20 protein-coding genes are annotated in these 24508 nt (G+C 72.5%); 3 read left to right on the forward strand and 17 right to left on the reverse strand.

What is annotated here, in order from left to right; translation table 11 throughout:
- Positions 1–85: 85 nt before the first annotated feature.
- From FR742_RS11935 to FR742_RS11945, 3 genes are all read right to left on the reverse strand, one after another.
- Positions 86–292, reverse strand: coding sequence for a hypothetical protein (locus FR742_RS11935; RefSeq protein ID WP_148031026.1), 207 nt, complete (start codon positions 290–292; stop codon positions 86–88).
- 94 nt (positions 293–386) lie between these two features.
- Positions 387–593, reverse strand: a complete 207-nt coding sequence (locus FR742_RS11940) for a hypothetical protein (protein WP_148031027.1) — start codon at positions 591–593, stop codon at positions 387–389.
- A gap of 192 nt (positions 594–785) precedes the next feature.
- On the reverse strand, positions 786–1286 hold the full coding sequence (locus FR742_RS11945; protein ID WP_222708906.1) for a GNAT family N-acetyltransferase: 501 nt from the start codon (positions 1284–1286) through the stop codon (positions 786–788).
- A 180-nt stretch (positions 1287–1466) separates the two neighbouring features.
- On the opposite strand from FR742_RS11945, the gene FR742_RS11950 reads away from it, so the two are divergent.
- Entirely contained in the window at positions 1467–2213 is a 747-nt protein-coding gene (locus FR742_RS11950) for a hypothetical protein (RefSeq protein ID WP_148031028.1), read from the forward strand.
- Between the two features lie 20 nt (positions 2214–2233).
- On the opposite strand, the gene FR742_RS11955 is transcribed toward FR742_RS11950, so the two are convergent.
- Genes FR742_RS11955 through FR742_RS11965 form a run of 3 tightly spaced genes read right to left on the reverse strand, consistent with a single transcriptional unit; the run spans position 2234 to position 3719 of the window.
- Positions 2234–2674 carry an iron chaperone gene (locus FR742_RS11955; protein WP_148031029.1) on the reverse strand — a complete coding sequence of 147 codons (441 nt, stop codon included), beginning with the start codon at positions 2672–2674 and terminating at the stop codon, positions 2234–2236.
- A gap of 44 nt (positions 2675–2718) precedes the next feature.
- Positions 2719–3330 carry a glyoxalase gene (locus FR742_RS11960; RefSeq protein WP_148031030.1) on the reverse strand — a complete coding sequence of 204 codons (612 nt, stop codon included), beginning with the start codon at positions 3328–3330 and terminating at the stop codon, positions 2719–2721.
- A gap of 44 nt (positions 3331–3374) precedes the next feature.
- Positions 3375–3719, reverse strand: coding sequence for a VOC family protein (locus FR742_RS11965; RefSeq protein ID WP_148031031.1), 345 nt, complete (start codon positions 3717–3719; stop codon positions 3375–3377).
- A gap of 135 nt (positions 3720–3854) precedes the next feature.
- On the opposite strand from FR742_RS11965, the gene FR742_RS11970 reads away from it, so the two are divergent.
- Positions 3855–6665, forward strand: coding sequence for a LuxR C-terminal-related transcriptional regulator (locus FR742_RS11970; protein WP_261808480.1), 2811 nt, complete (start codon positions 3855–3857; stop codon positions 6663–6665).
- A 107-nt stretch (positions 6666–6772) separates the two neighbouring features.
- On the opposite strand, the gene FR742_RS11975 is transcribed toward FR742_RS11970, so the two are convergent.
- The gene (locus FR742_RS11975) at positions 6773–7780 is read right to left on the reverse strand and encodes an aldo/keto reductase (protein WP_148031033.1); all 1008 of its coding nucleotides are present in this window, start codon (positions 7778–7780) and stop codon (positions 6773–6775) included.
- A gap of 280 nt (positions 7781–8060) precedes the next feature.
- Between FR742_RS11975 and FR742_RS11980 the strand changes: the two genes are divergently transcribed.
- On the forward strand, positions 8061–10925 hold the full coding sequence (locus FR742_RS11980) for a BTAD domain-containing putative transcriptional regulator (protein WP_222708907.1): 2865 nt from the start codon (positions 8061–8063) through the stop codon (positions 10923–10925).
- A gap of 10 nt (positions 10926–10935) precedes the next feature.
- On the opposite strand, the gene FR742_RS11985 is transcribed toward FR742_RS11980, so the two are convergent.
- The 10 genes from FR742_RS11985 to FR742_RS12030 form a co-directional block, all read right to left on the reverse strand.
- Positions 10936–12156 carry a S1 family peptidase gene (locus FR742_RS11985; RefSeq protein WP_222708908.1) on the reverse strand — a complete coding sequence of 407 codons (1221 nt, stop codon included), beginning with the start codon at positions 12154–12156 and terminating at the stop codon, positions 10936–10938.
- Between the two features lie 149 nt (positions 12157–12305).
- Positions 12306–12974, reverse strand: a complete 669-nt coding sequence (locus FR742_RS11990) for a response regulator (RefSeq protein WP_148031035.1) — start codon at positions 12972–12974, stop codon at positions 12306–12308.
- Positions 12971–15508, reverse strand: coding sequence for a DUF4118 domain-containing protein (locus FR742_RS11995; RefSeq protein WP_148031036.1), 2538 nt, complete (start codon positions 15506–15508; stop codon positions 12971–12973). The genes FR742_RS11990 and FR742_RS11995 overlap by 4 nt, the downstream gene beginning before the upstream one ends.
- A gap of 1 nt (position 15509) precedes the next feature.
- Complete coding sequence (locus FR742_RS12000; protein ID WP_148031037.1) at positions 15510–16343, reverse strand: potassium-transporting ATPase subunit C; 834 nt, start codon at positions 16341–16343, stop codon at positions 15510–15512.
- Positions 16343–18406 carry a potassium-transporting ATPase subunit KdpB gene (gene kdpB, locus FR742_RS12005; protein ID WP_148031038.1) on the reverse strand — a complete coding sequence of 688 codons (2064 nt, stop codon included), beginning with the start codon at positions 18404–18406 and terminating at the stop codon, positions 16343–16345. Before kdpB ends, FR742_RS12000 begins: the two co-directional genes overlap by 1 nt.
- A complete protein-coding gene (gene kdpA, locus FR742_RS12010; RefSeq protein ID WP_187281111.1) occupies positions 18403–20067 on the reverse strand; it encodes a potassium-transporting ATPase subunit KdpA in 1665 nt (554 codons plus the stop codon). The genes kdpB and kdpA overlap by 4 nt, the downstream gene beginning before the upstream one ends.
- A complete protein-coding gene (gene kdpF / locus FR742_RS12015; RefSeq protein WP_148031039.1) occupies positions 20067–20156 on the reverse strand; it encodes a K(+)-transporting ATPase subunit F in 90 nt (29 codons plus the stop codon). Before kdpF ends, kdpA begins: the two co-directional genes overlap by 1 nt.
- Positions 20153–20344, reverse strand: a complete 192-nt coding sequence (locus tag FR742_RS45145; RefSeq protein WP_222708909.1) for a hypothetical protein — start codon at positions 20342–20344, stop codon at positions 20153–20155. The genes kdpF and FR742_RS45145 overlap by 4 nt, the downstream gene beginning before the upstream one ends.
- A 65-nt stretch (positions 20345–20409) precedes the next feature.
- Positions 20410–22848, reverse strand: a complete 2439-nt coding sequence (locus FR742_RS12025; RefSeq protein ID WP_148031040.1) for a PEP/pyruvate-binding domain-containing protein — start codon at positions 22846–22848, stop codon at positions 20410–20412.
- 496 nt (positions 22849–23344) lie between these two features.
- Positions 23345–24337 (reverse strand): LacI family DNA-binding transcriptional regulator, encoded by a 993-nt coding sequence (locus FR742_RS12030; protein WP_261808481.1) that lies wholly within the window; start codon positions 24335–24337, stop codon positions 23345–23347.
- Positions 24338–24508 lie beyond the last annotated feature (171 nt).

Consider the following 24508-nt stretch of genomic DNA (forward strand, 5'->3'; position numbering starts at 1 on the left):
GCGTACTCCCAGCGCGAATCCGGCCGGACGGTGATTCCGGGACCGCCGTGCCCGTGGCGGGGCACGGCGGCCGCGTGCCTTCCGGTCAGCAGTAACCGCCGGTCAGTCTGCAGCCCGTGCACGCCGAGCCGCTGAAACAGTGTTCGATGTACGTTCCGCGCAGGGCGGGCAGCCCGCCGTCCTTCATGCAGCATGTGCGGACGCACTGGCAGGGACCCGACGCGAGGGCCGTCATCCTGGGGACGAGCCGCTCCAGCAGCCTGTCGCCGAACCTCATGATCGCTTGTGTCACCGGTGTTCACCTCCCTCCGGATCGCGTGCCGCCGATGCGGTCGCGTGTCGTACGGACAGGTGCGGGGGATCGGGCGCCGGGGTCCGCGGCGCCGCTAGCAGGTGCCGGAGGTCTGCGTGCAGCTCGTGCACGCCGAGCCGCTGAAACAGTGCTCGATGTAGGTTCCCTTCCTGCGGGTCCCGTCGCTGTAGACGATGCAGCACGTGCGCACGCACTGGCAGGGACCTGATGCGAGGACCGTCATCCTGGGAACGAGCCGTTCCAGCAGTCTGTCGCCGAACCTCATGATCGTTTCGGTCATGGATGTTCACCTCCCTTCGGATCTCGTGTGTGCCGACGCGGTAGCGTGCCTGTGTACGAAGAAGCAGAGGGGATGAGGGCACCCGATTCGTTCCCCCGTTCGATAGCTCCGGGTCGAGCATGGCACGGGCGCGCAGCCGCCGGTTTTCCGTGCGTGCCACGCCTGTTGCCCGTCCGTGCCAAGATTCCCGGCTCACGGCCTCCTGGCGGTGAACCTCGCCGTCGCGCCGTCGCCGCGCACGCGTCGCAGCCCGGCCTTCTCCAGGACACGGACGGAGGCCGCGTTCGCGAGCTCCACGTCGGCGAACACCTCGTCCACGCCCGGAGCGGTGAGCCCGAAGGCGGTCATCGCCCGGGTGGCCTCCGTGGCGTATCCGCGCCCACGCCGGGACTCCACGATCCCGTACCCGATCTCGATGACGCCGTCCTCGGGCGGCCAGAACAGCCCGATCGCGCCGACCGCGAGACCGCTCTCCCGCTCGACGATCTGGCGCTGGCCGTACACGTTCATGGCCTCGGGGTGCTCGGCGACGAAGCCGGAGATGCGCCGGTCGGCGGCGGAGGGGAAGTCCGGCGCCCAGTGCGCGAGCCGGTGGCCGCCGAGGACGGCGGCGACGTCGCCGGGAGGCCACGGACGCAGCACGAGCCGCTCGGTGGTCACATCGGCGCCGGTCAGGGAGAAGGAAGGGGACACGCGGCACTCCTGATCGTTCGTACGCCTCGGGGGGCGAGGGCGGACTCATCGGAGGAGCGATCGAAACGGGTCCGTCCCCATGGAACCACGATCCGGGCCCCGCGTGCGCCGGAGAGCCGTTGCCCTTCCGATCGTCCGCCGATCCTCGGCCGTGATCCGCCCGCGGCAAGATCACCGATCATGAAGAAGACCACGATCATCGCACTGGTGGCCTGCGGCTGCCTGCTGGCGGCGGGCGCGCCCGCTCAGGCCGCCCCGAAGGACCCCGTACGCGCGCTCAAGAGCAAGCTCGCCTCCGGCCACGGCGTGCGGTTCACCGAGACGACCACGCTCTCCGGCGGCGGCAAGAAGAAGATCCAGAGCCGCAAGGGGACCTTCCAGTTCGACGCCAAGGGCGTGGCGGCCTCCGACATCACCGCGACCTCCCCGACCCGCCCTCGCGAGCGTACGATCAGCGTCGGCAAGGTCAGCTACACCTCGGGCGGCATGTGGGAAGGCCGCTTCCCGGAGGGCAAGACCTGGCTCAAGGGCAACGCCATCCTCGGCGGCGGCAGCGGCTTCTACGGGCAGGTCATCAACCCGGCCGAGCCGAAGACCCTCGCGGCGCTGGTCAAGAAGGGCAGACTGCGCGGGAGCAGCCTCACCGGGAAGATCACCTTCAAGGAGCTGGAGAAGGTGTCACGCTGGTTCGACGCGTCGATCCCGCTGCGCATGCACAACGACACGAAGGTCTCCTACACGCTCACGCTGACCTCGGCCGGGCTCGTGAGCAGGGTGAAGTCGTCGTACGCGGCCACGGGCGTGTTCGACACCAACCAGCACGAAGGCAAGACGATCGTGATCGACAGCCGCTTCACCGGGTGGGGCGCCAAGGTGTCCATCAAGGCGCCCGATCCCGGGAAGGTGACCACCGACATCGGAGACTGACCGTCCCCGTGCGCCGGGCCTCAGCTCGCCGCCTGCTTCACCAGTGCGCTGATCCGCGCCTCGACCTCGGGCGTCACCTCGGTCAGGGCGAACGCGACCGGCCACATGGGGCCGTCGTCCAGGTTCGCCCGGTCGCTGAACCCGAGGGTCGCGTAGCGGGTCTTGAACTTCCCCGAGGGCTGGAAGTGGCAGACGATCTTGCCGTCCAGCGCGTAGGCGGGCATGCCGTACCAGAGCCTCGGCGCCAGGGCCGGAGCGCCGGCCATGACGGCGGCGTGCACGCGCTCGGCCATGATCCGGTCCTGGTCCGGCATCTCGGCGATCTTGGCGAGCACGTCTCGCGCCGCTTCCGCCGCCTTGTCCGCGTGCGTGCCGCGCCGTGCCGCCTTCTTCCGCTCGGTGGCGTGCTCCTTCATCGCGGCCCGCTCCTCGGCCGTGAATCCCTCGTACGTGCTGCTCATGACAGGACCTCTCTTTCGAATCTTTCGAAGATGTGCGGAACGGCTCAGACGGACGCGGGCTCCCAGACGAACCCGTCCGGGTCGGTGAAGGGCCCGGCGTCGCCGCCGATCACGAGCCTGTGCGACCCGGCGCCCTCCTGGGCGACTCCGGTGTCCTTGGCCAGCGCGCGGCGCGGGTAGAGCGCCAGCGTGACGGCCGACGACGGGGTGTCGAACTCGACGTACTTGCCGCCGAAGCTCTTGGCCACGGCCAGGCCGCGCTCGACGTAGAACCGCTTGCTCGCCTTGACGTCCGCCACCCCCAGCAGGAGGGCGACCTGCTCGATGCGCCGGGCGGCGGGGCCGGTGTCCTTCTTCTTCGAGGTCGCGATCTTGCAGATCGTCCCGTCCGGGGCGCGTACGACGCCGCCGTAGCCCCAGAACCCCTTCGCGGCCGGCTTCAGTGTCGTGGCGCCGGCGTCGAGCGCGGCGCCGATGAGGGCGTCGACGTCGCCCGGCTGGGCCGCCACGAGTGACAGCGCGAAGCCGCGGAAGCCGGTCGCCGGCGCGTCGGAGGCACGGACGTGCACGTACGGGTCCAGGCCGAAGGCCCGGTAGAAGGCGTCCGCGGCGGCGGGGTCGGGGACTTCCAGGGTGACGGATGCGAAGGAGGTCATGGCGGTTCCTTTGGGAGAGTCGGGGTCGCGGTCGATCAGGGGGCTCATCGGTCCTGGATCAGTCCGAGGACGTTGCCGTCGGGGTCGGTGACGGTGGCCACCAGGCGGCCGGCGCCGACCTCGTGCGCGGCCTCCCGCACGGTGGCCCCCGCGGCCGTCATCTCGGCCACCTTCGCCTCGATGTCGGGCACGTGCCAGTACGCCACCGGCGAGGTCATCCCCTGCGGCCCGCCGCCGGGCACCAGCCCGATGTGCTGGCCCCCGGCCTCGAAGCCGACGTAGTAGGACGAGTCGGTCTGCGGCTCGACACCGAGCAGAGCCGCGTACACGGCCTTGGCCTTGGCCAGGTCGGTCACCGGGTGCAGCACGGTCTTGATGGAGATGGTCATGGTCGCTCCTCGTGGTTCGTCGCTGGGTAAAGCCTGCCGCCCGGCCCGTCCGGTCCACATCCGTGCTCACCACGGAATCCGGCCACGGATCGACGGCACGGACCACGTACGGAGCGGATGCGCCAAACTGGGACAGTGGCGACAGAAGTGGATATCTCGGCTCGGGAAGCCGAGGTGCTGGACCTGGTCGGGGCCCATCTCAGCAACGCCGAGATCGCGGCACGGCTGTGCATCTCGGTGCGCACGGTGGAGAGTCACGTCTCCTCGCTGCTGCGCAAGCTGGAGGTGCCCGACCGCCGGGCGCTCGCCCGGCGCGCGCCAGAACCGGCCGGCGCCGCCCCGTCGCCGGCACCGGTCCTGCCGGCCCCGCTGACCTCGTTCGTCGGACGGGCGAGCGAGCGGGCCGAGCTGGCCGAGCTGATCAAGACGAACCGCCAGGTGACCGCGGTCGGTCCAGGCGGAGTCGGCAAGACCCGGCTGTCGCTGACCGTGGCCGCGCGGGCGGCCGGCGAGTACGCCGACGGCGTGTGGTTCGCCGACCTGGTCCCGGTCACCGATCCCGGCCTGGTCGCCACCGCCGTCGCCGGGGCCGTCGGCCTCGGCGAGGAGCCCGGCCGCGACCTGACCGAGTCGGTGGCCGCCGCGCTGGCCGACCGCCACGCGCTGCTGGTGCTGGACAACTGCGAGCACGTGCTGGACGGGGTGGCGCTGTTCACCGAGCGGCTGCTGGCGGCGTGCCCGCGCGTGACGGTGCTGGCGACCAGCCGGGCACGGCTCATGGTGCCGTTCGAACGCGTGTACACGGTTCCGCCGCTGTCGCTGTCCGCCGACGGCGGGTCCGACGCGGTCGCGCTGTTCATGGAGCGGGCCGCGGCGGCGGGCCGGCCGCTGGATCCCGCGCTGCGCGACCAGGTCGCCTCCGTCTGCGAGCGGCTGGACGGGATGGCGCTGGCGATCGAGCTGGCCGCCGCCCGGTGTTCCACGCTCGGTCTGGACGGCATCGCCGCCGCCCTGTCCCACCCGCTGCGGATGCTGACGGGCGGCTCCCGCGCCGACGAGCGGCATCGTTCGGTGCGGGGGGCGCTGGACTGGAGCCACGCGCTGCTGGAGCCGGCCGACCGGGCGCTGCTGCGCCGGGTGTCGGTGTTCGTCGCGCCGTTCACCGCCGCCGCGGCGGCGGAGGTGGCCGGGGACGAGGCGGGCGACGAGGAGGGCATCGTCGCCGAAGGGCTGGCCCGGCTGGCCGAACAGAGCCTGCTCGTGGTGACGGCCTCCCCGGGCGGGACCGGGTACCGGGCGCTGGAGACCATCCGCCAGTACGGGTTGGAACGGCTGTCCGAGGCCGACGAGCTGGCCGTCACCCGATCCCGCCACGTCCGCTGGTGCCTGGACCGGGCCGAGGGGCTGGCGGTGGCGCGGGAGGGCTGGCGGGCCGGGTTCGACGCGGTGGCGGACGATCTGCGCGCGGCCCTGACGTGGGCGGCCGACCGGCCGGAACGGCGCGCGGAGGCGTACCGCCTCGCCCGGTGCCTGGCGGAGCTGACCTTCACCCGCAACCTGATCGGCGAGTCCCAGGAGCGCTACGAGCAGGCCGCGGCGCTCGCCGGCGACGACGCCGCCGCGCCGATGCTCCGGCAGGCCGCCGCCGTGGCCGGGTGCAGGATGCGCGGCGACGACATGTACCGCCTGCAGCGCGCCGCCGCGGACGCCGCCCGCCGGTCAGGCGACCTCGCCGGCGCCGCCTGTGACCTGGCGGTCGCCGCCGCCAACGCCTGCCGGTTCTCCGGCAAGTTCGTACGGGAACTGCCACCGGAGGAGACGGACGCGCTCATCACCCGGGCACGGGAGCTGGCCGGCGGCGACGCGGTCGCCGAGGCCGCCGTGGCGCTGGCCGAGGCCGGGCGGGCGCTCACCGAGGTCGGTGCGGAGGAGGGCCTGGACGACGCGGTCCAGGCGACGATCGCCCGCGCGGAACGAGCGGTCGAGCTCGCCCGCCGCACGGGCGACCCGCTCGCCGAGTCCGCCGCGCTCGACACGCTCACCTGCGCCCTGAGCTGGGCCGGTGACACGTTCGCCGCCGCGGGCACGGCCCGGCGGCGGATCGCGCTGCTCTCGTCCGCGCCGGAGACCCCGGCCGGCACCCACGAGCTGATCGAGGCGCTGGGGGAGGCGGCGGAGGCCGGCATCGGCACCGGCGACCTGCCGGGTGCCCGCCGGTGGGCGCGGCGGCTCGCGGAGCATCCGTTGCTGGCGGAGGTCGGCCACCGCGCCACGGGCTGGCTCCTGGTGGCCGACGCGCTGGCGGGCGACGTCGAGGACGTGCTCACCGGCGGCGTACGGTTCCTCGACGCGTGGCAGCGGGCCGGCCGCCCCGCCAGGTCGGTCCTCGGCCCGCCGGCGGCCGCGGTGGCGATGACGCACGCCCTGCGCGGCGACCTGGACGCCTCGCGCGAGTGGAGCGCGGTGCTGGGCCGGCTCGACGACTCCCCGGGGAACACCCTCGGCTACGGGGCGGTCTTCGACGCACTGCCGCTGCTCCACCGCGGGCAGGCGGCGGAGGCGCTGGAGCGGCTGGCGCCCGAGCCGGGCGAGGTGTGGCAGTGGGTCACCTGGATCTGGCTCCACTGGTACGTGGCGCTGCGCGCCGAAGCCGCCGTACTGGCCGGGAGCCCCGACGCCCGCGACCGCGTGGCCGGGGCACGTGCCGTCGTGGCCGGCAACCCGGTCGCCGGCGCCATCGTGGAGCGAGCCGGAGCCCTGCTCGACGGCGACCGGGAGGCGCTGCCCGCCCTGGCGGCCGCATTCGACGCCGCCGGCTGCCGCTACCAGTCCGCGCGAACCCTGGTGCTCGCCGGCGGCGCCCACGCCTCACGCGGCGCCGCCACGCTACGCGACCTCGGACTCGCCCCGATGGCCCCAGCTCCGGCGCCGCTGCCCGAGGACTGACCCCGCCGCCGTACTGGCAGGACTCCCGCAGAGCTTGACCCGCGTCCTCACCGGCTTCGGCACCCGCTCCGGGCGCTCCGTCACGGTGTCGTGGATCCGCTCTCGTCTCAGGCGCCGGCCGTGTCGAGGCGGGCGAACTGCTCGTCGGTGAGCTTGACGTCGAGCGCCGGCAGGGCCGCCTCGTACTGCTGGAGCGTGCGCGGCCCGATCAGCGGCACGACCGTGGGCGAGGTCTGGCGCAGCAGCCACGCGAGGACCAGCGCGTTCGGCGTCACGCCCGCCTCGGCGGCCACCTCGGCGACGGCGGCGAGCCGGGCCTCGGCGTCCGGGCCGCCGTACGGCTCCATCGCCCCGTGGCCCTCGCGCTTGGCCGGGTCGTCGTAGATGCCCTTGAGGATGGGGGAGTACGCCACCAGGGTCAGGTCGTCATGCCCCTCCAGGTAGTCCAGCTGCTCGTCGTCCACGATCGACGCGTGCCGGAGCCCGGCGCGGCGGCGCAGGTACGAGTGCTGCTGCTGGAGCGCGACCGGCGCCGGCCAGCCATGCCGGGCGCACAGCTGCCGGATGCGCTCCAGCCGCCAGGTCCGCGCGTTGGACCAGCCGATGTGGCGGGCCTTGCCGGCCCTGACGATCCCGGCGAGCGCCTCCAGCGTCTCCTCCAGAGGCGTGGCCCGGTCGTCGACGTGGACGTAGTACAGGTCGACGTGGTCGGTGCCGAGCCGGCGCAGGCTGCCGTCGATCGCCTCCCGCAGGGTCTTCGCCCCGGCCCCGGCGAACGTCCTGTAGGCCACCTCCCAGTCCGGCCGGCCGCCGGCCCAGACCGCGTCCAGGTCACGGGGGACGGCGCTGCCCTTGGTGGCCAGGAACACGTCCTCGCGCCGTCCGGTCCTGGCCAGCCAGCGGCCGATCAGCTCCTCGCTCTCGCCGCCGCGGCTGCCCCGGCGCTCCCACCAGGCGTAGCAGTCGGCGGTGTCCAGGAAGCCGCCGCCCGCCTCGGCGTACCGGTCCAGGATCGCGACGGCCTCGTCCTCCGGCGTGGCGGTGCCCATGATCATGCAACCCAGGGCGAGTTGGCTGACCTGTTCACCGGTACGGCCGAGCTGCACGGTCTTCATGTGATTCGCGTCCTTCCTCGATCTCGTGGCGATGACGCCCGCGATCCCGGCGGCCCCCGTGGCGCGCCCGTGTCATGACGCTAGAAGCTCGAGTGCGCTCCAGGTCAAGTGCCCGGCCGGTGGGCCACCGGGTTCGACGCCGAGTCCGGTGCAGCCGGTAAATAGACGTGGATCGATGCCGGGCCGGAGGCGATCATCAGGGAGTCAGTTGCCATGTCCCCCTGAAGATCGGGAATGTACGCGCGATCCCGCCGGTCGGAAGGGGCTCTATGGGGTCCCGATGGCCATGAAGCACGCTCCTGCGGACTCGACGGGCACGATACCGGCCGGGCCGCCGGTGGAGTTCCGGCTGCTCGGCGAGGTCGAGGCGGCGGCCGACGGCCGGCTCGTGGATCTCGGCCACGCACGGCAACGCCGCGTCCTGGCGGTGCTCCTGATCGAGGCCAATCGTGTCGTGTCGGCCGACCAGATACTGGATCGGGTATGGGGTGAGGCCCCTCCGCAACGCGCCCGCGCGGCCGTCCACGGCTATCTGTGCAGGCTGCGGCGGGTGCTGACCGAGATGGACGGTGTCGGCCTCGTGCGCCGGCCCGGCGGGTACGCCCTCACCGTCGACCCCATGACCGTGGACCTGCTCAAGTTCCGGAAGCTGGTCGCCGAAGCCCGCGAGGCGGAGGAGGGCGGAACCGCCCTGGCCCTGTTCGACAGGGCGCTGCGTCTATGGCGCGGCGACCTGGTGGCGGGGCATGACTCCGCGTGGCTGAACGACGTCCGTCATGGCGTGGCCCTGGAGCGTCTGACGGCCGAACTGGACCGCAACGATCTCGTCCTCGACCGCGGCGGGCACGCCGGGCTGCTGGCGGAGCTGACCGCCTCCGCCTCCGCGCATCCGCTGGACGAACGGATCGCGGGTCAGCTGATGCTCGCCCTCTACCGCTGCGGCCGCCAGGCCGGCGCGCTCGACGTCTACGAACGGCTTCGGCGACTGCTCGCCGAGGAACTGGGCGCCGGCCCCACCGGGGCACTGCGAGATCTGCACGTGCGGATCCTGACCACGGATCCGGCCCTGGTCGTACGCGAGCCCGTGAAGGCAGCCGAACGGCCCGTCCAGCCGCTGATACCGCGTCAGCTGCCCGCGCCACCGCGGTCGTTCACCGGGCGGGCCCGCCAGCTCGCCGCGCTCGGCGAGGCCATGCGCGCGCCGTCCGGCCTGGGGGGCACCGTGACGATCAGCGGTGCCGGCGGCCTCGGCAAGACGTGGCTGGCTCTGCGGTGGGCCCATGAGAACGCGGACCGGTTCCCCGACGGCCAGTTGCACGTCAATCTCCGGGGTTTCGACCCGGCGGCGGATCCCCTGCACCCGGCGGTCGCGGTGCGCTCCTTCCTCGACGCTCTCGGCGTGCCGCCCGCCGTGATCCCGCCGGATCCGGAAGCGCAGGCGGCGATGTACCGGCACCTGACCGCCGGCAGACGCATGCTGATCGTGCTGGACAACGCCCGCGACTCCGCCCACGTGGCGCCGCTGCTGCCCGCCACTCCCACCTGCGCCGTGCTCGTCACCAGCCGCCGCAGGCTGACCGGGCTGATCACCGCGCACGGCGCCCGGCCGCTGGTCCTGGACGTGCTGACCGAGGCCGAGTCACGCCGGCTGCTCACCCGCGAGTTCGGCGCGAGCCGGACGGCGGCCGAGCCCGAGGCCGTCGCCGCCGTGATCCGCCACTGCGGGGGCCTGCCGCTGGCGCTCGGCGTCATCGCCGCCCGCGCCGCTGTCCACCCCGGGCTCTCCCTCGGCGTGCTCGCCGGTGAGCTGCGGCAGGCCACCACCCGGCTGGACGCCCTGGACGGCGGTGAACTGGCGGTCAACCTGCGGGCGGTCCTGTCCTGCTCGTACGATGCCCTGTCCTCCGGTGCGGCCCGCGTCTTCGCCCTCCTGGGCCGCGCCCCGGGACCGGAGATCAGCCTGCCGGCGGCGGCCAGCCTCACGGCGCTGACCGTCACCCGTACCCGGGCCCTCCTCCGCGAGCTGGTCAACGCGCATCTGCTGGACGAGCCGGTCCCTGACCGCTACCGGGCGCATGACCTGGTGCTGCTCTACGCGGCCGAGCTGTCCGGCCGTCTCGACGCCGGGGGAGCCGGGCTGAGGCGGCTGCTCGACCACTACCTGCACACCGCCCATCGCGCGGATCGGGCGCTCAGCCCGCACCGCGAGCCGCTGACGCTGCCCCCGCCCCGGCCCGGCGTCGTCGTGGCGGACATCGCCGACCACCGCGCGGCTCGGGCCTGGTTCGGCGCCGAGTACCCGGCGCTGCTGGCCACCGTCGACGACGCCGGGTCCGACGCGTACGTCTGCCGGCTGGGGTGGGCGCTCATGACCTTCTGCGACAGGCGAGGGCTGTGGCATGATCAGGCCGCGACGCAGCGCGCCGCCCTGGAGGCCGCCCGGCGTCTGGCGGACCGCCCCGCCGAGGCCCACGCCCACTGCGGCCTCGCGCTCGCGTACATCTCCGTGCGGCGGTACGGTGATGCCGGCGAGCACCTCCGGCAGGCCCTGCGACTGTTTCGTGCGCTCGGTGACCGCGCCGGGCAGGCCCACGCCCACCGCTGCATGGCCCGGCTGTTCGCACAGCAGGGCCACCACCGGGAGGCGCTGCCCCACGACGAGCAGGCATTCGACCTGTTCCGGACTCTGAAGAACCGGCGCGGCCAGGCCGCCGGGCTCAACGCCATCGGCTGGCACCACGCCCACCTGGGCCACCATCACCGAGCCCTCGCCCACTGCCGGCAGGCCCTGTCGCTCTACCAGGAGATCGCCGATCGTCAGGGCGAGGCGGCGACCTGGGACAGCCTCGGCTTCATCCGGCGCCGCCTCGGCCATCTCCGCCAGGCCGTCACCTGCTACGCGCGGGCGCTGGCGCTGTTCAGCGAGCTCGGCGCCAGGTACTCCGAAGGCCTGGCGCTGGACTCGCTCGGTGACATCCTTCACGACGCCGGCGATCCCGCCGCCGCCCACCGCCACTGGCAGGACGCGTTCGACATCCTCGACCAGCTCGGCCACCACCGCGCCGAGGAGGTCCGGGTCAAGCTCGGCGGGGCGCGAAGCTCCGGTCCCTCGCGGCCGGTCGCGCCGCGAGGGACCGGATCGTGAGCCGCCGAGGTCACGGGGCCAGCCACACCTGGACGCCGAGCGCCTCGTCGTAGTAGTCGGCCGCGCTGAACACCTCGCCGTTGTCGCAGTTCCCCACGTGCGATCCGTACGCCGTGTCGTTGAAGGACCAGCCGCCCCCGCTGTCGCCGCTGATGCCGACGTCGTTGTCGGTCCCGACCAGCCGCTCCGTCGGGAAGGGGAAGGGGGCGAACGTGCAGGTCACCGAGACGCTGTCGACGTCGGGAGTGCAGTGCCTGACGTTGGAGGACCGGCCGTACTGGCAGACGGACTCGCCCAGGCTGATAGCGGCCACCGGCTCCACCGACCTCGCCTCCCGCACGTCGGCGCTGCTGGCGTAGAAGATCCCCGCCAGTACGGGAACGCCGAAGTGGTACTCCACGTCGCCCCAGGCCCGGCGATGCTGGAACTGGGGCGTGATCGGGAACGACAGGCCCGCGTCGGTCCAGTCGATCTCGTTCATGCCGTCGCAGTGGCCCGCGGTGGTGATGCCGGGAAGCACGCCGTTGGCGAGGATCGGCCAGCCGCTGGTGCACTGGGAGCCGCCGCCGCGCACCCGTTCCCCGCCGAAGCCGAACTCCAGGCTCGTGACCGGCTCGTCCCGCACGGCGAGATCGATGTGCGGGCGCAGGCCCTGCGGCATCGCGGACAGCACGGCCTCCGGCCGCGAGTCGACCCCCGGCGTTTCGGTGACCTGGGCCGGGATCCGCCCCGCGCCCACGATGTCGACGGACGTGGCCACGGAGGTGAAACCGTAGGCCACGAGCGCCTTGTGCACGGTGAGCTGGCGCTCCTCCAGCTCACCGAACGAGTACGGTTGCCCGTCCACGACGTCGATGTCCACGTCCGCGCCGGCCACCAGCCGGTCGACGAACGCATCGGCCGGCCCCTTGACGTAGAGCGTCGGCGCACCGCCGGGAAGGGGGTTGACGGCCGAGCCGACGAAGATCTCCGGCCTCTCGCGCGCGACCTTCGCGGCGACGTCACCGACGGCCTCCGCCGCCTTGCGGTCCGCGGCGGCCTGCGCCAGGGTCCAGCCCTTGCCCTCCGCGACCAGCTTCAGATCTTGACGCAGGGCTTCCGCCGGCGACTGAACGGGCGGCGGGTCCGGTAAGCCGGTACGAGCCGCGGCCGAGGCCGGCGTCCCGGCTGACAGCAGCAGCGCCGCGACGACGAGGGCGACCGGCCCATGAATGCGTTGTCTCACTGACATACCTCCACCGTCGATGTGTAGGCGCCAGCCTGCGGGCCGCTCCTTCCGCAAATCTTCGGCAACCCTTGAATCCGCAGGTCAAAGGCCCGTGGGTCGCCCCTTCGGATCCCCGAAGAGGGCACGCGGGTCCGCGGCCGGCCGCACGGGGGTCAAGGGGTGTAGCGGTAGCCCATGCCCGGTTCGGTGATGAGGTGCCGGGGGTGGGCGGGGTCGCGTTCGAGCTTCTTGCGGAGCTGGGCCATGTACTGCCGCAGGTAGTGGGTCTCCTTGACGTACGTGCTGCCCCACACCTCGGCCAGCAGGTAGCGCTGGGGGATGAGCTTGCCGGGGTTGCGCAGCAGGATCTCCAGGATGTGCCACTCGGTGGGCGTCAGCCGCAGGCCGCCTGACACGGTCTTGCGGACCAGGTCCACGGTGTGGTCGCCGAGGTGGACGGCGGCGAGCTCGGTGTCCCGGGTGGCGGCGCGGCGGGAGACGGCGCGGATGCGGGCCAGGAACTCCTCGATGCTGAACGGCTTGGTCACGTAGTCGTCGGCGCCGGCGTCCAGAGCCTCGATCTTGTCCTGGTTGCCGGCCCGCCCGGACAGCACGACGATGGGGACCCGCGTCCAGCCGCGCAGTCCGTGGATGACCTCCACGCCGTCGACGTCGGGCAGGCCGAGGTCGAGCACGACCAGATCAGGATGCCATTCGGCGGCCTGGCGCAGCGCGGAGGCGCCGTCGGTGGCGACGGCGACCTCGTAGTCGCGTGCCGTCAGGTTGATGCGCAGCGCGCGCAGGATCTGCGGCTCGTCGTCGACGACCAGGATCCTGGTCATGAGGTCGACGTCTCGAAGTGGACCGGCATGCTGACGATCATCGTGAGACCTCCTCCTGGAGTCTCCTCGGGGGTGAGGGTGCCGCCCATGGCCTCGGTCAGCCCGCGCGCGAGGGCCAGGCCGAGCCCCACGCCGGTGCCGTTGTCGCGGTCGCCGAGCCGCTGGAACGGCAGGAGGACCCGCTCGCGGTCCTCCGGCGGGATGCCGGGGCCGTGGTCGACCACCCGGATCTCGACCATGTCGTCCTGTCGGCTGCCGGTCACCAGCACCTGGTGAGCGGGCGGGCTGTAGCGGACGGCGTTGCTGATCAGGTTGACCAGCACGCGTTCCAGCAGGGCCGCGTCGGCGACGATCTCCGGCAGCTCGATGGAGACGTCGCTCCTGACGCGCCCGCGCAGCGGGCCCAGGTCGTCGATCGCGCGGGGCACGACCTCTTCCAGGGCGATGGGCTGGAGCGACAGGCCGAGGACGCCCGCCTGCAGGCGGCTCATGTCGAGCAGGTTCTCCACCAGCCGGCCCAGCCGGGCCAGGGACTCGTCGGCGGTCGCGAGCAGCTCCTCACGGTCCTCGTCGGTCCAGGTGATCTCGCGGTTGCGCAGGCTCTCGACGGAGGCCCTGGCGGCCGACAGGGGGGTGCGCAGGTCGTGGCTGACGGCGGCGAGCAGCGCGGTGCGCATGCGGTCCGCCTCGGCCAGCGGCCTGGCCCGTTCGGCCTCCTCCTCCAGGCGCTCATGCCGCAGCGCGACGGCGGCCTCGGCGGCGAACGCCTCCAGGACGCGCCGGTCGCCGGCGTCCAGCAGCCGCCCGCGTGCGGCGAGCACCAGCTCGTCGCTGATCACCACGTCGGTGTCGGCCGCGGCGGGCGCGGTGCAGGGGGCGGAGCCGGAGGCGGCGACGATGCGCCAGGCTCCGGGTTCGGACTTGTCGTCGGGCGTGGGCTCGCCGACGCGTTCGAGCAGGGTGACCGAGTCCAGGCCGAACGTCTCGCGCAGCCGGGCGAGCAGTGAGGGCAGCGCGGCCTCGCCCCGCAGCACGTGCCCGGCCAGGGTGGACAGCACCTCGGCGTCCGCCCCGGCGCGGGCCGCCTGGCGGGTACGCCGGGCGGCCACGTCCACGATCGTGCTGACCGCCACCGCGACCAGGACGAACACGATGAGCGCGAGCAGGTTGTCCGGATCGGCGATCGTCAGCCTTCCCGTGGGCCGGGTGAAGAACCAGTTGAGCAGCAGCGACCCGCCCACCGCCGTGGCGATCGCCGGCAGCATGCCGCCGATCAGCGCCACCACGACGACCAGGCACAGGAACAGCAGGATCTCGCTGGGCAGCGAGATCACGTCGCGGAACGGCCAGAGCGCGGCGGTCAGCGCCGGCAGGCCCGCCACCGCCACGATCCACCCGGCCACCCGCCGCTTGCGGGTCAGCGCCGCCCGCGCGCGTTCGGGCCGCCGGCGGCCCCGCTTGACCTCCTCGTGGGTGACGAGGTGGACGTCGATCGAACCGGACAGCGCGGTGGTCTCCAGGCCGACGCCGCGGGAGAGGATCTGCGCGAACCTGCCGCGCCGGGAAGCGCCCAGGACGAGCTGGGTGGCGTTGACGCCCCGGGCGAAGTCCAGCAGGGCGCGGGGGATGTCGTCGCCGACCACCTGGTGGTAGCTGCCGCCCAGGCTCTCCACCAGCGCGCGCTGCCGGGCCAGGCTCGCCGGGTCGCTGGCGACCAGGCCGTCGGAGCTGGTGACGTGGACGGCCAGCAGGTCGGCGCCTTTGGTGCGGGCGGCGATGCGCGAGGCGCGGCGCACCAGGGTGTCGCCTTCCGGGCCTCCGGTCAGGGCGACGACGACGCGTTCGCGGGTCTCCCAGGTGGTGGTGATGCCGTGCTCGGCGCGGTAGCGGTCGAGCTGGTCGTCCACCTTGCCGGTGACCCAGAGCAGAGCGAGCTCGCGCAGGGCGGTGAGGTTGCCGACCCGGAAGTAGTTCGACAACGCGGCGCTGACCTTCTCCGGCGCGTAGACGTTGCCGTGGACCATCCGGCGGCGCAGCGCCTCCGGCGACATGTCGACCAGCTCGATCTGGTCGGCCCGCCGTACCACCTCGTCGGGCACGGTCTCGCGCTGCGGGACGCCGGTGATCTCCTGGACGACGTCGTTGACCGACTCCAGGTGCTGGATGTTCACCGTCGTCACGACGTTGATGCCGGCGTCCAGGATCTCGTCGATGTCCTGCCAGCGCTTGACGCGTTCGGAGCCGGGCACGTTGGTGTGGGCCAGCTCGTCGATCAGCGCCGCCTTCGGTCTGCGCGCGATGACGGCCGCCACGTCCAGCTCGGTGAAGGCGGCGCCCCGGTGCACGATGGTCTTGCGGGGGACGATCTCCATGCCCTCCAGCAGGGCGGCGGTGCGGGGGCGGCCGTGGGTCTCGACGAAGCCCACGACCACGTCCCGGCCGCGCTCCCGGGCGCGGCGGCCCTCGGCGAGCATCGCGAACGTCTTGCCGACCCCGGGCGCCGCCCCGAGGTAGACCCGCAGCCGCCCCCGCACGTCACGCCCCGTCGAGGGCGAGGTTGAGTTCGAGCACGTTGACCGCCGGCTCGCCCATGAAGCCCAGCGCGCGTCCGGTGGTGTGCTCCTCGACCAGGGCCTTGACCCGTGCGGGCGGCAGGCCGCGTTCGCGCGCCACCCGGGGCGCCTGGAGCTCGGCGTAGGCGACGGAGATGTGCGGGTCCAGTCCGGAGGCGCCGGCGGTCACCGCGTCCGCCGGCACGGCCGGCGGCCCGGCGTCGCCGCGCACCGCGACCGTACGGCCCGCCGCGTAGTCCTCGCCCGGTTTCGCACACTCCACTCTCTTGCCCTGGTACGAGGCGATGAACGGGGTGGCGGGACAGGCCTGGTTGACGCTGACCGCGTGGCCGGCGAAGACCTTCAGCACCGCGCCGGTCCCGTCGGGGGTGCAGTACGGTCGGGCGCCGCTCACGCCCTCCAGCTCACCGGCCGCCTTCGAGCGGGCGCAGACCCGGGTCAGCAGCGACTGCCTGCCCTCGTCCCCCGCGCCGGGCACCGGCAGGACGTCCACGATGTCCTCCGGGCCGAGATTGCTCGCGCCGGTGGAGGTCGGGTCGTAGCCTTCGCCGGACGCCGCCGGGCGGGACTGGAAGTACTTCTTGACCGGATCGCCGCCGGCGTCGGTGAAGGACTGGCCGATCAGCGAGCTGCCGCGGCCGCCCTCGACGATCGAGCCGTTGGCCCGGTGGTTGAACAGGATCTGGGCGACGCCTGTGGTGACCAGGGGATAGATCAGGCCGAGCAGCACCGTCAGGACGGCGACCGCCCGGACCGCGGCCGCGTACCGGCGCACCCAGCTTGGCAGGCGTTTCATCATGACATCCCCGGAAGAAACTGGATCAGCAGATCTATGATCTTGATGCCGATGAACGGCGCGATGATGCCGCCCAGGCCGTAAACGTACAGGTTGCGCGACAACAGCTTGGAAGCGCTGGACGGCCGGTAGCGGACCCCGCGGAGCGCCAGCGGGATCAGCGCGACGATGACGAGCGCGTTGAAGACGACGGCGGACAGGATGGCGGACTGCGGGCTGGCCAGGCGCATGACGTTGAGCGCGTCCAGGCCGGGATAGACGGCCGCGAACATGGCCGGGATGATCGCGAAGTACTTGGCGACGTCGTTGGCCATGGAGAACGTGGTCAGCGCGCCGCGCGTGATGAGGAGCTGCTTGCCGATGTCGACGATCTCGATGAGCTTGGTCGGGTTGGAGTCCAGGTCGACCATGTTCCCGGCTTCCTTGGCGGCGCTCGTGCCGGTGTTCATGGCCACGCCGACGTCCGACTGGGCCAGGGCCGGGGCGTCGTTGGTGCCGTCGCCGGTCATGGCCACCAGCCGGCCGCCCTCCTGTTCCTTCTTGATGAGGGCGAGCTTGTCCTCGGGGGTGGCCTCGGCCAGGAAGTCGTCCACTCCCGCCTCGTCCGCGATGGCCTTGGCGGTCAGCGGGTTGTCGCCGGTGATCATGACGGTACGGATGCCCATCCGGCGCATGTCGTCGAAGCGCTCCCGGATGCCCTCCTTGACCACGTCCTTGAGGTGGATCACGCCCAGGACGCGGCCCTTCTCGGCGACCACCAGCGGGGTGCCGCCGGAGGCGGCGATGCCGTCCACGAGACCGCCGGCCTCGTCGGCGGGGTGGCCGCCGGCGTCGCGCACCCACTTCATGACCGCGGTGGCGGCGCCCTTGCGGACCTGGCGCCCGGCCTGGTCCGGCGCGCCGGGTTCCGGTGGGAGATCGACCCCGGACATGCGGGTCTGGGCCGTGAACGGCACCCACTCCGCATGGGCCAGCTCGCCCGGCCGGCGCTCGCGCAGGCCGTAGCGCTGCTTGGCGAGGACCACGATCGAGCGGCCCTCGGGGGTCTCGTCCGCGAGGCTGGACAGCTGCGCCGCCTCGGCCAGGTACGCCTCGGCGACCCCGTCCACCGGGACGAACTCGGTGGCCTGCCGGTTGCCCAGGGTGATCGTGCCGGTCTTGTCCAGCAGCAGCGTGGACACGTCGCCGGCGGCCTCGACCGCGCGGCCGGACAGCGCCAGGACGTTGCGCTGGACGAGGCGGTCCATGCCGGCGATGCCGATGGCCGACAGCAGCGCCCCGATCGTGGTGGGGATGAGGCAGACCAGCAGGGAGACCAGCACGATGCCGGTGACGCCGTCCGAGCCGAGGGCGAGCGAGTCCGGCACGCCCGGGTTGACGAGCTTGGTGTAGATGGCCAGGGGCTGCATGGTGACGGTGGCGGTCAGGAAGATGATCGTCAGCGCGGCCAGCAGGATGTTGAGCGCGATCTCGTTCGGCGTCTTCTGCCGGTTCGCGCCCTCGACCAGGGCGATCATCCGGTCGATGAAGCTCTCGCCGGGCTTCTGCGTGATCTCGACGATGATCCGGTCGGACAGCACCTTGGTGCCGCCGGTGACGGCGGAGCGGTCGCCGCCGGACTCGCGGATGACCGGGGCGGACTCGCCGGTGATGGCGGACTCGTCCACGCTGGCGATGCCTTCGACGACGTCTCCGTCGCCGGGGATGACCTCACCCGCCTCGACGATCACCCGGTCGCCCTGCCGCAGTTCGGGCGCCCGGACGACGTCCCAGTGGCCGGGGTCGTCCGGGCTCCTGAGCCTGCGGGCCTCGGTGCCGGTCTTGGCCGCGCGCAGCGTGGCGGCCCGCGCCTTGCCGCGGCCCTCGGCCACGGCCTCGGCCAGGTTCGCGAAGATCACGGTGAGCCACAGCCACACCACGACGGCCCAGGCGAAGAACGTCGGCTCCACGACGGCCAGCACGGTGGCGAACACGGCGCCGGCCTCCACGATGAACATCACCGGGTTGCGCCACGCCGTGACCGGGTTGAGCTTTCTCAACGCGTCCGGCAGCGAGCGGATCATCGGGACAGTCCTTCCGCGAGGGGGCCGAGCGAGAGGGCCGGAAGAAAGGTGAGGGCGACCAGGATGATCGTCACGCCGGCGACCATGCCGACGAACTGCGGCCGGTGGGTGGGCAGCGTGCCGGCGCCCTCGGGGACGGGTGACTGCGCGGCCAGCGAGCCGGCCAGCGCGAGCACCAGGATGATCGGCAGGAACCGGCCGAAGGCCATGCACAGGCCGAGCGCCACGTCGTACCAGGGGGTGTTGACGGTCAGGCCCGCGAAGGCGGAGCCGTTGTTGTTGGAGGCGCTGGTGAAGGCGTACAGGACCTCGGAGAGGCCGTGCGGGCCGGTGTTGAGCATGGCCGCGCGCCGCTCTTCCGATCCCATCGCGGACGCGGTCCCGGCCAGCACCAGGACCGGGGTCACCAGGAAGTACAGCGAGGCGAGCTTGATCTCGCGGGCGCCGATCCTCTTGCCGAGGTACTCCGGCGTGCGGCCGACCATCAGCCCGGCCACGAACACCGTGATGACGGCCAGGATCAGCATGCCGTACAGGCCGGAGCCGACCCCGCCGGGGGCGACCTCGCCGAGCATCATGTTGACCAGCGTCATCATGCCGCCGAAGGGCGTGTAGGAGTCGTGGGCGGAGTTCACCGCGCCGGTGCTGGTCAGGGTGGTGGAGGCGGCGAAGGTGGCGGAGTTGGACACGCCGAAACGCATCTCCTTGCCCTCCATGGCGGCGCCGGCCGCCTGTGGCACGGTCGCGTTCCCGGAGAGCTCGAAGACGTTGGTGAGCAGGACGCTCGCCAGCGCGAGCACGCCCATCACGGCGACGATCGCGTAGCCCTGCCTGACCTGCCCGACCATCCTGCCGAAGGTGCGCGGCAACGCGAACGGGATCAGCAGGATCAGGAAGATCTCGACCCAGTTCGTCCAGGCGGTGGCGTTCTCGAAGGGGTGGGAGGAGTTGGCGTTGTAGAAGCCGCCGCCGTTGGTGCCCAGCTCCTTGATGGCCTCCTGGGAGGCCACCGGGCCGCCGGTGATCGCCTGGGTGCCGCCGGTCAGCGTGGTGACCTCGTGGACGCCGGAGAGGTTCTGGATCACCCCGCCCGCGACCAGCACCAGCGCGCCGGTGAACGCGATCGGCAGCAGGATGCGGACGGTGCCGCGGACCAGGTCCACCCAGAAGTTGCCGATCGTGCCGGCGGAACGCCGGGCGAACCCGCGCACCAGGGCGATCGCCACGGCCATGCCGACCGAGGCCGAGACGAAGTTCTGCACGGCCAGCGCGGCCATCTGGGTCAGGTGGCCCATCGTGGACTCGCCGGAGTAGGCCTGCCAGTTGGTGTTGGTCACGAAGCTGACCGCGGTGTTCCAGGCGATGTGGTCGGTCACCGGCGCCATGCCCAGGCTCAGCGGCAGCTTGTCCTGCAGCCGCTGCAGCCCGTACACCACCAGGACCGAGACGACGGAGAACGCGAGCAGGGCGCGCGCGTAGACGCCCCAGCGCTGCTCGGCGTCGGCGCGCACCCCGAGCAGCCGGTAGATGCCGCGTTCGACGAGGTTGTGCCGGTCGGTCGAGTAGACGCGGTACATGTAGTCGCCGAACGGCTTGTGCACCAGGGCCAGCGCCGCGATCAGCGAGGTGACGAGGACGAGGCCCGCCACGGTGGTGCTCATCAGAAGCGCTCGGGGAACAGCAGGGCCGCGACCAACAGGATCACCAGGGTCACGGCGACCACGAGACCGGTCGCGTTGACGGCGTTCACAGCCGCTCCACCGCCCTGACGACCAGCCCGAGGACCGCGAAGACCGCGATCGTCAGGACGACGAAGATGACGTCTGCCATTCCACTCCTCAGTTCGATGTCCGAGAGCGCCGCCGCCTTCACCGCGGTGGCCGCAGAACAAGCGAACGCTGAGGTATGGAGGGTTTTGCCGTTCTTGACGGGTTTCATACGGCTACGAACCGAATCTTGACGGCTTCTCTACGCGTGCCATCGGAAGCGACGCGCGCCGCCGGTCACTCCGGTTCGACGCGTACCGTGCCCGCCGTGCCGTCGACCGTGATCAGCTGACCGGTCGTGATCTCGCGGGTGGCGTCGCGGACGCAGATGACGGCCGGGATCCCGTACTCGCGGGCCACGGTGGGGCCGTGCGCGACCGGCGAGCCGGTCTCGGTCACCAGGCCGGCCGCGGTCATGAACAGCGGCGTCCACCCCGGGTCGGTGGTCGGCGCCACCAGGATCTCGCCCGGGTCGATGTGCGCCCCGACCGGGTCGCGGATCACCCGCGCCCGGCCCGTCGCCTGGCCCGCGGCACCCGACATCCCGGTCAGCACGCCGTCCTGGACCGGCCGCGCGGGGGCGAGCGCCTCCACGTCGGTCCCGTCGGACAGCAGGGCGCCGGGAACGGAGGGCCGCCGCAGCTCCCGCTCGTGCTCCGCGCGCCGCCTCGCGGCCAGCCCTCGCTGGTCGGTTCCGTCGTGCACGGCGGCGCGCGCCTCGTCGAGAGTCAGGAACATGATGTCGCCGGCGTCCGCCAGCCGGTCACGGGCGGCCAGGTCCGCGCCGACCAGGAGGAGTTGCCGCCGGGCCGCCTGGATCGCGGGCAGCCAGGCGAACTTCCCGATCTCCCGCAGCCCGGTGAGCCGGCGCGAGCGGCGCATGAAGAACACCGCCAGCCGGCCGCGCACCGGCCGTCTGCGCCGCGCCCGCCGCGACAGCGTCGCGATCATCCGCTCGGCCTTCGCCGCCGCCGCCCTGAACCGCACGTCGGGCGCCTGCCCGGGGTCGTCGACGCGGAGATAGTTGGCGATCGTCGCGAACAGCGGCGCGGGGTCCTCGTCCCAGTGGGGCACGCCGACGTCGATCTCGGCCGCGGCGCGCATCCCGTACTTCTCCAGGAAGCCCGCCATCCCGATGTCCGGGAGGTCACCGGCGAAGTATCCGGCGGCGAGCTCCTCCGGCGGGGTGCCGAGGAACAGCTCGCGGTGCTCGCGGGCCCGCACCGCGAGGTCCCAGAGCTGGAGGTCCATCTCCGTGGTCACGTTGTACGGCATGCCGCCGAGTACGGTGTCGAGCTCCTCGTCCGAGGCGACGCCCTTGAGCAGCGCGGCCGGGATCGTCCCGGCGATAATGCCGGCCGCCAACGGCCAGAGGATCCCGTGCATGTCGATGTTCATGATCGGCTTGTGGGAGTCCTCGATCACCCACCGCAGCCGTTCCGCGGCGGTGGCGGACTCGCCCGGCGGGGTGGTGAGGCGCCTGATCTCCGCGACGCCACGGTAGGCGCGGGCGCGGGCGAGATCCGGGTTGACCAGGCTCGACACGACTCCGGCGACCCCGCCGGGCAACATCCGCAGCGCGCCCTTGACCAGGCTGCCGACGCGGAACGGCAGACCGGGCCGCGGCGCGAACCGCGGATCGTCCAGCATGCTCAGGACGGCGCCCTGCACCCTCGGCCCGTAGATCTCCAGCGAGGTCCCCAGGCGATCGCGCATGACCCCGCTGCGCAGGAAGTCGGTCACGTCGAAGAACAGCCGGCCGCCGATCGACACCAGCCGGGGCATCGGGTCGCGCCGGTCGACCCGGGCCCCCGCGGCCTCGAACCACAGGCTCGAGCCCGACTTGAGCAGCGAGAACCCCATCGGGGTGCACGGGCGCAGCATGCCCTGCATGTGGCCGAACTCCAGGTAGAGCCGCGTGTCACCGGTGTCGGGCGGCGGCGGGAAGAGCGTGGTGATCGGCCGGGACTGCAGCAGCCACAGCGTCCCCTCGGCGTCGATCGCCCACTCGACGTCCTGCGGCGAGCCGAAACGCTCCTGCAGCCGCGCCCCCGCCGCGCGCAGCTCTTCGAGCCGCGCCCCGTCGAGACACCCGTCCGGGTCCGGCACGGCCGGCGCTCCCCGGCGGAGTACATGATGGTCGGGTACGACGGTGCCCTCGACGATCGCGGTGCCCAGACCGGGAGCGGCGTCGACGACCATGTCCGTACGGCAGCCGGTGATCGGGTTCGCGGTGAACATCACCCCCGCCACGACCGGGTCGATCATGCGCTGCACCACCACGGCCATGGCAGGCTCGTCCTCGACGCGCACGGCTGCGCGGTAGGCGACGGCGCGCTCGGTGAACAGGGAGTCCCAGCAGCGGCGGACCGCGTCGATCAGCTCCGCGTGACCCTCGACGCCGAGGTACGTGTCCTGCTGCCCGGCGAAGCTGGCCTCCGGCAGGTCCTCCGCGATGGCGCTGGACCGGACAGCCACCCGCCCACCGCCGAGCCGCTCGTACGCCTCGACCAGCTCCCGCTCCGGCAGCTCTCCTGACCGGTAGCACTCGACGGTGAGGCAGAAGCCGTCGGGGACGCGCTCACCCGCCCTGATCATCTCTCCGAGCCCGGCGCCCTTGCCGCCCACCAGGTCGATCATGGAGGCGTCGATCTCGGACAACCCGATCAGCTTCATCGCGCCATCTCCTCATGGCCGGCGCCATGCGCGACATGGCCGCCCCCGGTTTCCCGGCGCTCCGCCCCCGACGCTAACACCGCGGGGGAATCCAGACCAGGCGGTCACCCCCGTGTCACGAGGGTGACCGCCGGGCGGGTCAGGTCGTCGCCGCGAACGCCGGCCGTCGACGCGCAGGTCGACGGCCTCGACGTGGGGCTGTCCGCCGGCGGCGGACGCCGGGGGGACGAGGGGCTGCGAGAGGACGAGGGCGAGAGACACCCCCGCCCCGGCGAGCACGCGGGTCCGGCGAGGTGCGGTGAACACGAGGTCACTCCCTTCCGGCGGCATGGCCGCTCTTCCGTGGTGAGCCCCCTGGAGAGTGAAACGATTTAACATCCGCGGACGTCGTCACCGTAAGCGCTCCCTCATGTGCCGTCAAGAGGCAACGGTTCCCGCTCCCGTCCCACCTCATCCGGCCGCGTGGCGTGGATTCGTGGGTAACGTTACCCACGCGTCAGGACGCGGGCGGGGCCGTGGAGCCGCGGACGACCAGGCTGGGGGTGACCGAGAAGCGGACCGCGGACGTGCGGCCTTCGATGCGCTCCAGCAGCAGCTTGCCGGCGGCGCCGCCCATGACGGAGCCCTCCTGGTCGACGCTGGTCAGGGTGATGTTGGGCAGGGCGGCCAGGTGGGTGTTGTCGTAGCCGGCCACCGAGACGTCCGCCGGGACGCGGAGCCCGGCCTCGTAGACCGCGGCGAGCGCGCCGAACGCCGCCTGGTCGGCCCCCGCGAAGATGGCCGTCGGTCGGGGATCGCGGTCCAGCAGCTCCCGCGCTCCCTCGTAGCCGCCCTTCTCGTGGTAGAAGCTGGTCGCGACGGCGATCTCGTCGGCCAGCCCGTGCTCGCGCATGACGCGCTCGTAGGTCGCGGCCCGGATGTTGTGAAGCAGGTCGGCCGGCTGCGCCTGGCTGTCGTCCTGGTGCGTGATGTGCGCGATCCGGCGGTGACCGAGCTCGATGAGGTGCTTCACGACCAGCTCGGCGCCCGCCTCGTCGTCGTCGTAGACGGAGTCGTAGAAGGACGACCGCTCGTGGCGGGCCAGCACCACGGTGGGCTTCTCCTGGGCCACCTCCTCCAGCCGCGCCTTCGAGGCGAGCGGGGCGACCATGATGATGCCGTCGACCTGGCGGTCGATGAGGGCGTCGACCGCCAGTCTCTCCACCTTGCGGGTGGCGCCCCCCTGGATCATGAACGCCCGGTAGTCGGTGCCGGCGAGCTGCTCGGTGAGGCCGTCGAGGATGTCGGCGAAGAACGGGTTCCTGATGTGCGGCAGCATCAGGCCGATCGTGAAGGTGCGCCCGCGCATGCCCCGCGCCACGGCCTGGGGCCGGTAGCCCAGCTCCTCGATGGCCGTCTTGACCCGGTCTCTCATGGCGGGGCTGACGCCGTAGGCGTTGCGGATCACCTTGGACACCGCGGTGACGGAGACCTGGGCGCGGCTGGCCACGTCGTTGATCGTCACTCGTCGGCGTCGGCTGGGCGCGACCATGAGGCTCCAATTCCCGAGGGGTGATCCCAGTGTACGAGCTGGACGCGAGCCGGTCCGACGGGGGAAACAATACCTGCGTTACTCGTGCATACAGCGATCTCAACTGCGAGAAGAGTGGGTACCGTTACC

This window comes from Nonomuraea sp. C10, assembly GCF_008017515.1.
In the GTDB taxonomy this organism is placed as follows: Bacteria; Actinomycetota; Actinomycetes; order Streptosporangiales; family Streptosporangiaceae; genus Nonomuraea; species Nonomuraea ferruginea.

Bases quoted from the DNA above. Each gene is read 5' to 3' on its own strand.
- FR742_RS11940 (WP_148031027.1), bottom strand. From the start codon at position 593: ATGACCGAAACGATCATGAGGTTCGGCGACAGACTGCTGGAACGGCTC.
- FR742_RS11950 (WP_148031028.1), top strand. From the start codon at position 1,467: ATGAAGAAGACCACGATCATCGCACTGGTGGCCTGCGGCTGCCTGCTG.
- FR742_RS11955 (WP_148031029.1), bottom strand. From the start codon at position 2,674: ATGAGCAGCACGTACGAGGGATTCACGGCCGAGGAGCGGGCCGCGATG.
- FR742_RS11960 (WP_148031030.1), bottom strand. From the start codon at position 3,330: ATGACCTCCTTCGCATCCGTCACCCTGGAAGTCCCCGACCCCGCCGCC.
- FR742_RS11965 (WP_148031031.1), bottom strand. From the start codon at position 3,719: ATGACCATCTCCATCAAGACCGTGCTGCACCCGGTGACCGACCTGGCC.
- FR742_RS11975 (WP_148031033.1), bottom strand. From the start codon at position 7,780: ATGAAGACCGTGCAGCTCGGCCGTACCGGTGAACAGGTCAGCCAACTC.
- FR742_RS11980 (WP_222708907.1), top strand. From the start codon at position 8,061: ATGGCCATGAAGCACGCTCCTGCGGACTCGACGGGCACGATACCGGCC.
- FR742_RS11985 (WP_222708908.1), bottom strand. From the start codon at position 12,156: ATGTCAGTGAGACAACGCATTCATGGGCCGGTCGCCCTCGTCGTCGCG.
- FR742_RS11990 (WP_148031035.1), bottom strand. From the start codon at position 12,974: ATGACCAGGATCCTGGTCGTCGACGACGAGCCGCAGATCCTGCGCGCG.
- FR742_RS12000 (WP_148031037.1), bottom strand. From the start codon at position 16,343: ATGAAACGCCTGCCAAGCTGGGTGCGCCGGTACGCGGCCGCGGTCCGG.
- kdpB (WP_148031038.1), bottom strand. From the start codon at position 18,406: ATGATCCGCTCGCTGCCGGACGCGTTGAGAAAGCTCAACCCGGTCACG.
- kdpA (WP_187281111.1), bottom strand. From the start codon at position 20,067: ATGAGCACCACCGTGGCGGGCCTCGTCCTCGTCACCTCGCTGATCGCG.
- FR742_RS45145 (WP_222708909.1), bottom strand. From the start codon at position 20,344: ATGAAACCCGTCAAGAACGGCAAAACCCTCCATACCTCAGCGTTCGCT.
- FR742_RS12025 (WP_148031040.1), bottom strand. From the start codon at position 22,848: ATGAAGCTGATCGGGTTGTCCGAGATCGACGCCTCCATGATCGACCTG.